Genomic DNA, 12,404 nt, shown 5'->3' with positions numbered 1-12,404 from the left:
CACTCTTACTCCCTTATTGCCTCCCCCTCTTCCGGCCCCCTTCTATGAAGACATCATGAAGGCCGGGAACCGGACGGCCCGAAGACCTGCCGGGGCAGGTACAGGCTGACCAGCCAGTTCGGGGCGTCCACGATCTCGCTGATGCGCAGGTCCGCAGCCACCGAGCACAGCAGGTAGGCGTCCTCCGGCCCCAGGCCGTATTCGCGCCCCAGGTGGTCGATCATGGCCCGCACGGCGTCCCGCGAGGCCGCATACAGGTCCGGCCCCACGCCGGTGGTCACGTCGTAGCCCAGGGCGTCGATGTGCCGCGTGACCGGCCCGGCCGTCCGGAAGCGCGGCGCGCTGAAGTGCGCGGCCTTCTGGAGCCCGAATCGCAGCGTGACCTGCATGGCCGACTCGATGGCCGTGCCGCAGACCTCACCGTCGCCCTGTGCGGCGTGCGTGTCGCCCACGCTGAACAGCGCGCCGGGGACTTCCACCGGCAGCAGCAGGCGCGTGCCGGCCGTCAGGTCGCGGATGTCCATGTTCCCGCCCACCCGGCGCGGCGGCACCACCGAGTGCTGGCCCGCCTCAGCCAGCGCATTGCCGATGGTACCCGTGAACGGCCGGACCGGAATCTGGATGCCCGGCAGGAACTCCGCCCTGTCCGCCGTGTACGTCCACAGCTTCAGGTAGGGATCCGGGAACTCGTCGGCCAGCAGACCGAACCCGGGAATGTTTGCCGTCCAGCCCACCCCCGACGGCACGAACTCCAGGATCTCCACGATCAGCGCGTCGCCCGGCTCGGCGCCCTCCACGTACACGGGGCCGGTCACGGGATTCACCTTCCCGAAATCCAGCGCCTTCAGGTCGTCCAGCGTGGCGCCCGGCCCGAGCTGTCCGCCGCTGGCATCCAGCACCTCGAAGGCGACCGTCTCGCCCGGCGTGACCGTCACGGCGGGCGGGAGGTCGTGGTCCCAGCCGATGTGGTGGTCATGGATGGTGCACTTCACCGGGGCCTTCTCTGTCATTTCTTCACCCACAACCGCTCGTAGCCGATCAGGTGGATCGGATCGACGAACTCGGCCTCCGTGCCCTGCAGGCGATCCGAGTGCATCATGTAGCGCACCTCGTGGAAGATGGGCACCCACACGGCCTGGTCGTTCAGCGTCTTGAAGATGGCGCTATACATCTTCAGCCGCGCCGCCCGCTGGGCGGGCCTGGTCATGGCGTCCGCCTTCGCCGCCTGGGCGTCCAGCGCCTTGTCGCAGTACCACGACCAGTTCCAGCCACCGGGCACGGCGCTGCCACAGGACAGGATCGGGCCGTAGAAGTCGCTGGGATCCGGGAAGTCCTGCGTCCACGCCATGCCGCCTGACCACACCAGTGGCGCGGTGTTCCTGCTGCCTGCCGCCTCGATCACGGTGCCCTGCGCCTGGCTCTTGATCTCCACCTTGATGCCCACCTGCGCGAGGTCCTGCTGGATGCTCTGCGCGATGCGCGGGTTCGGATCGGTGGAGTTCGTGTACAGGGTCGTGCTGAAACCGCTGGCCAGCCCCGCGGCCTTGAGCAGCGCCTTGGCCTTGTCCGGGCTGTAGTCGTAGCCCTTCGCGGTTTTGTCGTACCCCGGCATCAGGGGCGGCAGCACGCCACGGGCCACCTCGCCGCGCCCGTTGATGATGCGGATGATCTTCGTCTTGTCGACCGCGTGGTTGATCGCCTGCCGCACCCGCACGTCCTTCAGTTCATTCATCTGCGTGTTGATGCTCAGGTACGATGTGTTCACCTGCGTCTTGGAGATGATGTTGTCCTTGAGCTGCGGATCGTTCTTCGCCTGGAGGAACTGGGCGGGCGGAATGCCGTCGCCCAGCAGGTCGACCTCGCCGCGCTGGAGCCCCAGGTACGCGACCGAGGGGTCGGTGCCGACCTTCACCGTCACGCCGTCGAGGTACGGCAGGGCGGGCAGGAAGTACGCGGGATTGCGCTTGAAGGTCAGCGACTGCCCGCTCACCCACGCGGTCATGGTGAACGGCCCGGTGCCGACCGGCTTGTGCCCGAAATCGCCCTTCGCGGCGGCCACGGCTTCCCTCGGCACGATGAACGCGAAGTTCATGGCCATGATGTTCAGGAACGCGGCGTTCGGCGCGCTCAGCGTGATCCGCACGCGGGTGGGGCTGAGCACCTTGATCCCGGTGACCTCCTTCGCCTTGCCGTCGGCAAAGGCCTGCGCGCCCGCAATGCCCAGGAAGAAGCTCTGGCCGGGGCTCTTGGTCTTCGGGTCGATCACGCGTTCCAGGGTGTACTTCACGTCGCTGGCAGTGAGCCCCCGGCCGTTGTGGAACTTCACGCCGCTTCTGAGGGTGAAGGTGTACGACCTCCCGTCGGCCGACACGTCCGGCAGCTTCGCCGCGAGCCGCGGCACCAGCGTGGTCGTGCCCGGGGTGTAATCGAGCAGGCCGTCGAAGACCATCTTCTCCATCGGCCAGTTCTGCCAGTCGTAGCCGATGGCCGGATCGAGGGTCGTCACGTCGTCCTTGTACGACACGGTCATCTCCCCGCCGCGCTGCTGCGCGTGCGCGAGACCCAACACGAGGGTGGTGCTCAGGAAAGCAGCGGTCAGTTTCATACGAACCTCCAGCGAACGGAACTCAGTCGAAGCGGGTGCGCGGGTCGATCAGGGGTTGCAGGGCGTCGGCCAGCAGGTTCCCGAGCGTGATCAGCGCGGCGCTGAAGATCACCACGCCCATGATCACGGGGATGTCCACCACGCGGATGGCGTCCCACACCAGCCGGCCCAGGCCCGGCCAGCCGAACACGCTCTCCACGACGACCACGCCGCCCATGAAGGTGCCGATGTCCAGCCCGATCATGGAGATGATGGGCATCGCGGCGTTGCGCAGCGCGTGCCGGAGCACCACGCCGCGCGCGCTGACCCCCTTGGCCCGCGCCGTGCGGATGTAGTCGCGGCTCAGGACGTCCAGCAGGCTCGAGCGCATCACCCGCGCGTACCACCCGGCCCCACCGATCCCGAGCGTCAGCGCCGGCAGGAACAGGTGTGACAGGCCCCCGTAGCCGCCCAGCGGGAACATGCGCAGGTCGTACGCGAGCACGTACACCAGCGTCAGGGCCAGCCAGAACTGCGGGGCCGAGACGCCCACGAAGGCGAACACCATGGCCACCCGGTCGGGCCAGCGCCCCCGCGTGAGCGCCGCCAGGATCCCGAGCGGCAGTCCGATCAGCAGTTCCAGCGCCACCGCGCCCAGCATCAGCTGCAGCGTGGGCACGATCCGCGAGCCGATCAGCGCCGTCACGCCCGTCTGCTGCTTGTACGACTGGCCCAGGTCACCCTGCACGAGGTGCCCCAGGTACCGCCCGTACTGCACCACAAAGCCCTGGTCCAGACCCAGCTCGTGCCGGATCGAATTCACGGTCGCCACGCTGGCGCTCGGCCCGGCCACCAGCCGCGCCGGATCGGCGGGCAGCAGGAACACCAGGCTGAAGGTGATCAGCGACGCCACCAGCAGCACCAGCACGCTCTGGCCCACGCGGGCCGTCAGGAAGCGCAGCACGGAACCTCCGTCATGGCGTGCCCCGCAGCGTCGGATCAAGCGCGTCCCGCAGGCCCTCGCCGAGCAGGTTGAAGCCCAGCGACGTCAGCAGGATCGCCAGTCCCGGAAACAGCACCAGCCACGGCGCGGTCGTCAGGTAGCTCTGCGACTCGTTGATGATCCCGCCCCAGCTCGGCGTGGGCGGCTGCACGCCGACCCCCAGGAACGACAGGGTCGCCTCCAGCAGCACGGTGGTGCTCAGGCCCAGCGAGCCCCACACCAGCGCCGTGGGGATCAGGTGCGGCAGCACGTGCCGCGCCAGCACCCGCCCTGGCCGGGCCCCGAGCGCCTGCGCCGCCTCCACGAACTCCCGCTCGCGCAGGGCCACCACCTGTCCGTACGCGACGCGCGCCACGCCCACCCAGTTCAGCAGGGCGATCACCAGCGCCACGATCCACAGCGACGGCTTCAGGATGGCGGTCAACGCAATCGCCAGCAGCAGCACCGGGAAGGCCATCATCACGTCCGTGAACCGCATGATCGCCCGGCCCGCCCAGCCGCCCAGGAAGCCGCCCGCCGCGCCGACCAGCACGCCGATGGCCACGGCCAGCCCGTTGGCGACCACGCCGACCACGAGAGAAGCCCGCGCGCCCCAGATCAGCCGGGACAGCACATCCCGGCCCAGCAGATCCGTGCCGAGCAGGAACTGACGATCCGGCGGCCGGGGCGCTCCGTCCAGCGTGAGGCCCTCGCTGAACTGGAAGGCGGGGTCGTGCGGCGCGAGCCACGGAGCGCCGAGCGCGCACGCCACGACCAGCAGCACCAGTCCCAGCCCCAGCATCGCCACCCGGTCGCGCCGCAGCCGCCGGGGCAGCAGCCGCGCGATCACGCTGCGCTGAGGAGCATCAAGCTGGATGGCGCTCAGAAGGCGGCCACCTGCCCGTCCGTGCGGGATTCGCTGCCGCCGGTCAGCACCCCGGTCACGGGGTCACGCCAGATGATCTGCCCGCGCCCGAAGGCATTCGGGTTGAGCTGCACGCGAACGTCGTGCCCGCGCGCCTGCAAAGCCCGCGACACCGCCCCGCCGAGTTCATGTTCCACCTCGACCGTCTTGCCTGCCAGCCACTGCCAGCGCGGGGCGTCCAGGGCCTGCTGGGGGTTCATGCCGTAGCGTAGGGTATTCAGCACCACCTGCACGTGCCCCTGCGGCTGCATGAACCCGCCCATCACCCCGAACGGCCCCAGCGGCGTGCCGTCGTCCCGCGACAGGAAGCCGGGAATGATGGTGTGGTACGGCCGTTTGCCCGGCGCGAGGACATTCGGGTGCGCGGCGTCCACGCTGAAATTATGGCCCCGGTTGTGCAGGGCGATGCCGGTGCCGGGCACGACCACGCCGCTGCCGAAGCCCATGTAGTTGCTCTGGATCAGGCTGACCAGCCCGCCGTCGCCGTCGGCCGCCGCGAGGTATACGGTGCCGTGCGCGTTCGGATCGCCGGGTTCGGGTTCCAGCGCCGTCTCGCCGATCAATGCGCGCCGGGCCGCGAAGTACGCCGGGTCGAGGAGCGCGTCGACCGGCACCGGCACGTGCTGCGGATCGGCCACGTGGCGCAGGGCGTCTGCGAAGGCCAGTTTCATCGCCTCAATCTGCACGTGCAGGCCCCGCGCGTCGTCCCGGTGCTCCGGCAGCTCCACGCCGTCCAGGATCCCGAGCGCGATCAGGGCCGCGATGCCCTGCCCGTTCGGCGGAATCTCGTGCACCAGGTGGCCCCGGTAGGCGGTCTGGATTGGAGTGACCCACTCAGACACGTGCGCGGCGAGGTCATCGCCGGTCAGGAGACCACCGGTCTGCCGTGCGAAGGCGTCGATCTGCGCGGCCAGGGCGCCTGCATAGAAGCTCTCGCCCCGCGAGGCCGCGATGGCCTCCAGCGTCCGCGCGTGCGCCTCGGAGGCCCACAGCGCTCCGACCGGCGCCGTGAAGCCGTCCGGCGCGAAGGTGTCCAGCCACGGCCCGAATTCCGGGCCGCGGCGCGTGCGGTGAATCTGGATGCCGCGCTGCCAGTTCGCGGCCAGCACGGGCGACAGGGGATACCCGTGCCGGGCGTAGTGGATCGCGGGCGCGAGCACCTCCTCGAAGGGCCGACGCCCGAAGCGCGCGTGCAGGTCGGCCCAGCCGCGCACCGTGCCCGGCACCGTGACGGGCAGCCAGCCGTGCGACGGAAGCGTGCGATCCGGCAGCGCGTCCAGGGTGAGGGCCGCCGGTGCCCGACCGGAGGCGTTCAGGCCATGCAGCTGGCCGTCCATGTGCACCAGGGCGAACAGGTCGCTGCCGATCCCGTTGCTGGTCGGTTCCACGACCGTCAGCGCGGCGGCGGCGGCAATCGCGGCGTCCACGGCGTTGCCTCCCGCCTGCAGCAGGCTCAGGCCCGCCTGCGCCGCGAGCGGCTGGCTGGTGGCGACCATGCCCCGGCGCGACAGGACGGGGTGTCGGGAGATGCGGTGTGATGTCAAGGGAACCTCCGGTGCTCAGGCGTCCCGGCCGCGCGGATCGAGCGCCTCGCGCAGACCGTCGCCGACCAGGTTGAAGGCGAGGACCGCCAGGAAGATGGCCGCGCCGGGAAACACGGCCATCCACGGGGCCTCGGCCAGGTACCCGCGCGCCGCGTTGAGCATCGATCCCCAACTGGGCTGGGGGGGTTGCACGCCCAGGCCCAGGAAGCTCAGGCTGGACTCCGCGAGGATCGCCGTGGCGACGGCCAGCGAGGTCTGCACGGTCAGGGCCCCGCTGATGTTCGGCAGCAGGTGCCGCAGGATCAGCCGGCCGTCCCGCGCCCCGAGGGCCTGGGCGGCCTGCACGTACTCGCGCTCACGCTGCGCGAGCACTTCACCCCGCGTCACGCGGGCGAACGCGGGGGCACTGACGATGGCAATGGCGATCATGGTGTTCTGCAGGCTCGGCCCCAGGATGGCTGCCAGCGCGATGGCCAGGACCAGGAACGGCAGGGCCAGCAGGGCATCGACCAGCCGCATGATCACGTTGTCGAGCCAGCCGCCGGCGTACCCGGCGATCAGGCCCAGTCCGGTGCCCGCGAGCATCGCCGCGACCACCGAGCCCAGTCCGGCGCTCAGGGAGACCCGCGCGCCGTAGATCACGCGGGTCAGGATGTCGCGGCCCAGTTCATCCGTGCCGAAGGCGTGCGGGCCGCCGGGCGCGGCGCGCATCTCGGTGAAGAAGATCCGGCTGGGATCGTCCGGCGCGATCCACGGTGCGAGGATGGCCGCCAGGACGAACACGACCAGCACGATCACGCCGGCCACCGCAAGCTTGTGGCGCAGGAAGCGGCGCAGGGGGGCACTCAGCCGGCGGGGCGGGCGGGGGGGAGAGACGGGCGCTGTGACCGTCATGCGTACCGGATCCGCGGATCGGCCGCCGCATAGCCCAGATCGACCAGGAAGTTCACGGCGAACACCGCGACCGCCGAGACCAGCACCATCGCCTGGATCACGGGCAGGTCACGGGTGAACACGGCGTCCACCAGCAGCCGCCCGAAGCCGGGAATGCTGAAGATCTGCTCGGTGATGACCGCGCCGCCCAGCAGCCCGCCGAGTTGCAGACCGAAGACGGTCATGAACGGAATCAGGGCGTTGCGCAGCGCGTGCCGCAGCGTGACCTGCCCGCCCGGCAGGCCCTTGGCGTGCGCCGTGCGGACGTAATCCTGCGTCAGCGTCTCGCTCAGGCTGGCACGCAGGTAGCGGGTCAGCACCGCCGCCGAGTACGTGCCGAGGGTGAAGGCCGGGAGCAGCAGCAGCAGCACGTTGCGGCCCGGATTCTCCAGAAAGTCCGTGTACCCGCTGGCCGGAATCCACGCCAGCTTGATGCTGAACAGGTAGATCAGCAGGATGCCCAGGAAGAAATTCGGCAGGCTGATTCCCGAGAGCGCGAACAGGGTCATGACCTGGTCGATCCAGGTGTTCTTCCGCAGCGCGCTGAGCACCCCGGCCGGAACGGAGATCACCAGCGCGATCAGCATCGAGAAGGCCGCGAGCTCGATGGTCACCGGCAACTTTCCTGCGATCAATGCGCCCACCGGCGTGTGATCCTGCAGGCTCCGGCCGAAATCCAGGTGCAGGATGTCGCCCAGCCACGAGACATACTGCGCGGGCAGGGGCCGGTCGAGGCCCAGGGAGCGCCGCAGTTCCGTCAGGGCCTGCGGCGTGGCCTCCTGCCCGAGGATCAGCCGGGCCGGGTCGCCGGGGAGCAGCTTGACCATCGCGAACACGACCAGCGTCACGATCAGGAGTGTGGGTATCGCCGACATCAGCCGGCGCAGAGCGAAGACGAGCAAGGTTCACCTCCGGGCAGCCAGGTCACTTCAGGTCGACGTCGGCGAAGCGCAGGATGCCGTCCGGGATGGGCTTCAGGCCCGTGAGACCGGCGGCGGTACCCACCAGGTTCTTCTGGAAGTACACGAAGACGTACGGCGCGTCGTTCAGGATCGTCCCCAGCGCGACGTTGTACGTGGCGACGCGGGCGGACATCGCGTTCTGAGCGCGGGCTTTGCCAAGCAGGGAATCGATGGTGGGGTTGCTGTACCCCGCCTGGTTATTCACGCCGCCCGTGGTGAAGAAGTCGAAGATGTTGCCGTCGGGATCGGGGCGACCGCTCCAGCCGAGCATCAGGGCGTCGTAATTGCGTTTGTCGGCGCGGTCGAGCAGCGTGCCAAACTCGACCAGCTCGATCTTCGCGTTGATGCCGGCCTGAGCGAACATCGCCTGGTACAGCTGCGCGAGCTGCGTGGTCACGCTGCCCGGCGACGTCAGCAGGGTAAAGGTCAGGGGTTTGCCGCCCAGTTTGCTCCTGGCCAGCGGAATGTTCGGCGCCGCCACCTTGATCGCCGGGGAGTAGGCCGGCGTGCCGGGCGGGAAGGGGCCGGCGGCCGGATCCACGGTGTCGTAGAAGATCGCCTTGGCGATCGCGGCGCGGTCGATGGTCGCGGCGACCGCCTGCCGGAAGGCCTTGTTGTTGAAGGGCGCGCGGGTCGTGTTGAACCAGATGCCCTGGAAGCCCAGCCCGGCGTAGTTCAGCACCTTGAACTTGCTGTTCGCCTGGAGCTTGCCGATGTCCTTGGGATCGATCGGCGTGATGGCCTGCACCGCGCCGGAGAGCAGGTTCGCGTAGCGCACGTCGCCGTCCGGGAAGGGCCGGTAGACCAGCTTGTCGATCTTCGGCGTGCCGCCCCAATACGCCTTGTTGGCCGCGAGCGTCACGTTGTCCTGCCGCTTGCGGGACTCGAAGGTGAACGGCCCGCTGCCGATGGGATCATTCAGGAAGTCGGCCCCGGCTTTCTTCGCGGCGGTGGGCGACACGATCATGCCGGCGCGGTCCGTCAGGACGGCCAGCAGCGGCCCGTACGGCTGTGACAGCGTGAGCTGCACGGTGGTCGGGTCGAGGACCTTGACCTCCTTCACGCTCTTGAGCTCCCCCTTGCGGGCGCTGCCCTCGAGCGTCATGGCCCGGTCGATGGAATACCGGACGGCCTCGGCGTCGAGGGGTGTGCCGTCGTGGAACTTCACGCCGCTGCGGATCTTGAAGGTGTAGGTCAGGCCGCCGTTCGTGATCTTCCAGGACGTGGCGATCCGCGGCACGATCTTCAGGTTCTCGTCCAGATCCACCAGTTTGTCGAAGATCTGGTTCATGACCTGCCGGTCGACCAGGGCGGTGGACAGCGCCGGGTCGAGCCGGGGCGGATCGGCGTCCAGTCCGACGGTGACTGTCTGGGCATGGGCGCTGCCCAGCAGGCACAGGGTGAGCAGGGCGGTGCCGGCGAAAACGCTGGTGTTAATCATGCGCGGATCCTCCATCGGGGGAAAAGCTCAGGGCGGCGCTGGCGGTCTGGATCACCGTGTCGAGGTGGGCGGCCATGGCCGCGTGTGCGGCCACCGGGTCGCGGCTCGCGATGGCCTGCACGACGGCGCGGTGATCTCGAATGGTGAGGTCCGGCAGGTCGCCGGGCAGGTCGCGTTGCCGCAGGTCGTGCAGCAGCTCCTGCAGGGTGTCGAGCACCAGGGTGACCACACCGTTCCCGGCGATCCGGGCGATCAGGGCGTGAAAGTGCAGGTCTTCGGCGACGAGTTTGATGCCACGGCGGGCCGCGCCCACCTGCGCGTCCACGCTGATCCACAGGTCGTCCTCCTGCGTGTCAGTCACGCGCTGGGCGGCCAGGGCCGCGACCTCGGGTTCCAGCATGCGGCGGAACTCCAGCAGGTCACGCGCCGTCTGGGGCAGGCGGGTCAGCAGACCCCGGAATGGCTGTGACAGCGTGGCGGCGCTGGGTGCCAGCACGTAGATGCCGTCGCCCTGTCGCACGCCCACGTGCCCGAGCGCTTCCAGGCGGGCCACGGCGTCGCGCACGCTGGCCCGCGACACGCCCATCTGCTCGGCCAGCACGCGCTCGGCCGGGAGTCGGTGGCCAGGTGGAAACCCGCCCCGCACGATCAGGGACAGCAGTTCCTCGGCCACACTTTCGGTGAGTTTCTGGCGTTTGACCGGCTGTACCGTCATCTCCCTCCTCGACCACCCCGGCCTGACGGTCTGGTGGTCAGACCAATTCGGTGGCGTGGAGTGTACGCGCTCGGCACCGTCCTGTAAAGGCCAACGCGTGAACCGGTGCCCTGTGCCGTCAAGGCCCTGCTGGCACCGCACAGTGGGCTCCCCCTTCGATTCAAGGGAGCCATAGACAATTCTCATCCACGCGTGCTATCCCTGGTGACAGTCATACAACCCAACCTGGGATTCTTCGTTGCCACCTACATTTCCCTGACATCCCATGCCGAGGAGTTCCACATGATTCTGCTGTTCGCCATTCTTCTGGTTCTGGCCGCCACTGTCCTCCTGCTGGTGCTGCCCACCCGTCACCGCACCGGCCTGGAAACGGAATGGGACGATCCCGCTCCCGAGCGCTACCTCAAAGACATGGCCGCGCACTACCTGCCCCACGCGCCACGACCGGCCTGAGCCGGGTCTGGCTGCGCCCGTCGCCGGTACGTTTCACGGTGGCCTGACCGTCTGAACCAACGGGTTATCCCGCTGTCCCAAACTGTGAGCTCAGGCAAAGGCCTTTACCCAGGCATGCCGACTGCCGCTCGGAGCTCGCGCCCGTTGTGCGTTCAGCAGGCGTCACGCCGTCCTCGTTGACGGTGAAGTGACGCCTGTCCAAGATCAGATTGCGCCAACGCACCAAAGCCTCGTGACGGTTTGCAGCCCGTCCGACGAGGGTCGGTCGCGACAACAGTGGGCTCTGTTCCACGGCCGCCCTGCTCCACCAGTCATGAGCACAGTTCCGTGATCTCCCATCGAGCCCAGAGGCGTAGAGGCGGGTGATCCGGTGTGGGCTGGGGTCGTGGCCGGTGAGCCCCGTGATCCTCGACACGACAGCCTGGAGCCGCCCGGACAGCAGATGTCCGGGCGGCTCCAGTGTGCGCCGTATTCAGTCGGCGGCCTGGAGTGCCTCAGGAATGAAGTCGCCATGCTGGGCGAGCAGGTCTGTGGTCAGGCCCCAGATCTGATCCAGATCCAGTTCCGCACTGGTGTGCGGGTCGAGCATGGCCGCGTGGTAGATGTGCTCGCGGTTCCCGGTGACGAGCGCCTCGACCGTCAGGGCCTGCACGTTGATGTTCGTCTGCATCAGGCCAGCCAGCTGCGGCGGGATGCGGCCGATGCGGGTGGGCTGGATGCCCTGGCGGTCGACCAGGCACGGCACCTCCACACTGCATTCGTCCGGCAGGTTGCTGATCAGCTTGCCGTGGCCGGGGGTACCGTCTGCCTGCACCGGGCTGTTCATGACGTTGCCGTACACGACGCGCGGCTGGCCGGTGACCATCGAGTGGATGATCAGCGAACCGTATTCGACCGACCGTTTGACTTCCAGCGGCTCGTTCGGATCCTGGAGTTTGGTGCGCAGGTCCTGCCAGCCGCCGAGCTGCGACACGCAGCGGCGCGGGTACTCGTCGAGGGGCACGTTGAACTTCTCGATCAGGTCGTCCCGGCCGCGCTTGATGAAGTACGGCACGTACTCGCTGAAGTGCTCGCTGCTTTCGGTCACGAAGTACCCGAGGCGGCGCAGCATCTCGTAGCGCACGCGGTTCCATTCGGGCACCTGGCCGGACTCCGCGAGTTCCATCAGGCGCGGGTAGAGATCCTGACCCTGGTGCTCGAATTTGAGGTAGAAGGCCATGTGGTTGATCCCGGCGCACAGGTAGTCGATCTCCCCGACCGGAATGCCCAGATCCTTGGCGAGTTCCTCGGCGGTGTGCTGCACCGAGTGGCACAGGCCCACCGTCTTGATGCGCGGGGACAGGCGGGCCAGCCCCCAGATGTTCATGGCCATGGGGTTGACGTAGTTCATGTGCAGCGCGTCCGGGCACAGGCGTTCCATGTCGCGGCTCATGTCGGCCAGCACGGGAACGGTACGCAGCGCCCGCATGATGCCGCCGATGCCGAGCGTGTCGGCGATGGTCTGGCGCAGGCCGTACTGCTTGGGCACCTCGAAGTCCGTGACCGTCGCGGGCTCGTAGCCGCCCACCTGGATCATGTTGATGACGAAGTCCGCGCCGTCCAGCGCCCGCTGACGGTCCGTGGTGGCACTGACGGTGGGGGCGGCTCCCACGGTCTTCGCGACGCGGTGGGCGACCTGCTCGGTGACGTCGAGTCGTTCCTGGTTGATGTCGAACAGGCGGATCTCGGCGCCGCCGAGTTCCTCGAAGCTGAGAATGTCGCCCAGCAGGTTCTTGGCGAAGACGGTGCTGCCGGCACCGACGAAAGCGATCTTGGGTGTGGTCATGGTGAGCCTCCAGCGTGAAATTTGATCGTTCTACAGTTTA

Annotated in this window: 11 protein-coding genes; 1 reads left to right on the top strand and 10 read right to left on the bottom strand. The window is 68.5% G+C overall.

What is annotated here, in order from left to right; all coding sequences use genetic code 11:
• Window positions 1–53 precede the first annotated feature (53 nt).
• The 9 genes from E7T09_RS07505 to E7T09_RS07465 all read right to left on the bottom strand — a co-directional run bounded on the left by E7T09_RS07505 (window position 54) and on the right by E7T09_RS07465 (window position 10,086).
• Complete coding sequence (locus E7T09_RS07505) at window positions 54–1,010, bottom strand: acetamidase/formamidase family protein (protein ID WP_136388577.1); 957 nt, start codon at window positions 1,008–1,010, stop codon at window positions 54–56.
• Window positions 1,007–2,605, bottom strand: coding sequence for an ABC transporter substrate-binding protein (locus tag E7T09_RS07500; RefSeq protein WP_136388576.1), 1,599 nt, complete (start codon window positions 2,603–2,605; stop codon window positions 1,007–1,009). Before E7T09_RS07500 ends, E7T09_RS07505 begins: the two co-directional genes overlap by 4 nt.
• Before the next feature lie 22 nt (window positions 2,606–2,627).
• Window positions 2,628–3,548 (bottom strand): ABC transporter permease, encoded by a 921-nt coding sequence (locus tag E7T09_RS07495; RefSeq protein WP_136388575.1) that lies wholly within the window; start codon window positions 3,546–3,548, stop codon window positions 2,628–2,630.
• A 10-nt stretch (window positions 3,549–3,558) separates the two neighbouring features.
• Window positions 3,559–4,416 carry an ABC transporter permease gene (locus E7T09_RS07490; RefSeq protein ID WP_240741672.1) on the bottom strand — a complete coding sequence of 286 codons (858 nt, stop codon included), beginning with the start codon at window positions 4,414–4,416 and terminating at the stop codon, window positions 3,559–3,561.
• A gap of 32 nt (window positions 4,417–4,448) precedes the next feature.
• On the bottom strand, window positions 4,449–5,987 hold the full coding sequence (locus E7T09_RS07485) for a gamma-glutamyltransferase family protein (RefSeq protein ID WP_136388984.1): 1,539 nt from the start codon (window positions 5,985–5,987) through the stop codon (window positions 4,449–4,451).
• Window positions 5,988–6,050: 63 nt separating this feature from the next.
• Complete coding sequence (locus E7T09_RS07480; RefSeq protein WP_136388573.1) at window positions 6,051–6,929, bottom strand: ABC transporter permease; 879 nt, start codon at window positions 6,927–6,929, stop codon at window positions 6,051–6,053.
• Window positions 6,926–7,870: an ABC transporter permease gene (locus E7T09_RS07475; protein WP_136388572.1), complete on the bottom strand. Its 945-nt coding sequence runs from the start codon at window positions 7,868–7,870 to the stop codon at window positions 6,926–6,928. The genes E7T09_RS07480 and E7T09_RS07475 overlap by 4 nt, the downstream gene beginning before the upstream one ends.
• A gap of 22 nt (window positions 7,871–7,892) precedes the next feature.
• Window positions 7,893–9,371: an ABC transporter substrate-binding protein gene (locus tag E7T09_RS07470; RefSeq protein WP_136388571.1), complete on the bottom strand. Its 1,479-nt coding sequence runs from the start codon at window positions 9,369–9,371 to the stop codon at window positions 7,893–7,895.
• Window positions 9,364–10,086 (bottom strand): FadR/GntR family transcriptional regulator, encoded by a 723-nt coding sequence (locus E7T09_RS07465; RefSeq protein ID WP_136388570.1) that lies wholly within the window; start codon window positions 10,084–10,086, stop codon window positions 9,364–9,366. The genes E7T09_RS07470 and E7T09_RS07465 overlap by 8 nt, the downstream gene beginning before the upstream one ends.
• A 282-nt stretch (window positions 10,087–10,368) precedes the next feature.
• Here E7T09_RS07465 and E7T09_RS21865 point away from each other — a divergent pair, with 282 nt between their 5' ends.
• Complete coding sequence (locus E7T09_RS21865) at window positions 10,369–10,539, top strand: hypothetical protein (RefSeq protein WP_168734750.1); 171 nt, start codon at window positions 10,369–10,371, stop codon at window positions 10,537–10,539.
• 472 nt (window positions 10,540–11,011) lie between these two features.
• Here the strand turns inward: E7T09_RS21865 and E7T09_RS07460 are convergent, their stop codons facing one another.
• Window positions 11,012–12,364, bottom strand: coding sequence for an alpha-glucosidase/alpha-galactosidase (locus tag E7T09_RS07460; RefSeq protein WP_136388569.1), 1,353 nt, complete (start codon window positions 12,362–12,364; stop codon window positions 11,012–11,014).
• Between the last annotated feature and the right edge of the window lie 40 nt (window positions 12,365–12,404).

The organism is Deinococcus sp. KSM4-11, assembly GCF_004801415.1.
Taxonomy (GTDB): domain Bacteria; phylum Deinococcota; class Deinococci; order Deinococcales; family Deinococcaceae; genus Deinococcus.
The sequence above is the reverse complement of the archived record's forward strand: the minus strand, read 5'-3'. Positions and strand labels throughout refer to the sequence as shown.

Coding starts and splice junctions, on each gene's coding strand:
- E7T09_RS07505 (WP_136388577.1), bottom strand. CDS start 1,010: ATGACAGAGAAGGCCCCGGTGAAGTGCACCATCCATGACCACCACATC.
- E7T09_RS07500 (WP_136388576.1), bottom strand. CDS start 2,605: ATGAAACTGACCGCTGCTTTCCTGAGCACCACCCTCGTGTTGGGTCTC.
- E7T09_RS07485 (WP_136388984.1), bottom strand. CDS start 5,987: ATGGTCGCCACCAGCCAGCCGCTCGCGGCGCAGGCGGGCCTGAGCCTG.
- E7T09_RS07480 (WP_136388573.1), bottom strand. CDS start 6,929: ATGACGGTCACAGCGCCCGTCTCTCCCCCCCGCCCGCCCCGCCGGCTG.
- E7T09_RS07470 (WP_136388571.1), bottom strand. CDS start 9,371: ATGATTAACACCAGCGTTTTCGCCGGCACCGCCCTGCTCACCCTGTGC.
- E7T09_RS07465 (WP_136388570.1), bottom strand. CDS start 10,086: ATGACGGTACAGCCGGTCAAACGCCAGAAACTCACCGAAAGTGTGGCC.
- E7T09_RS21865 (WP_168734750.1), top strand. CDS start 10,369: ATGATTCTGCTGTTCGCCATTCTTCTGGTTCTGGCCGCCACTGTCCTC.
- E7T09_RS07460 (WP_136388569.1), bottom strand. CDS start 12,364: ATGACCACACCCAAGATCGCTTTCGTCGGTGCCGGCAGCACCGTCTTC.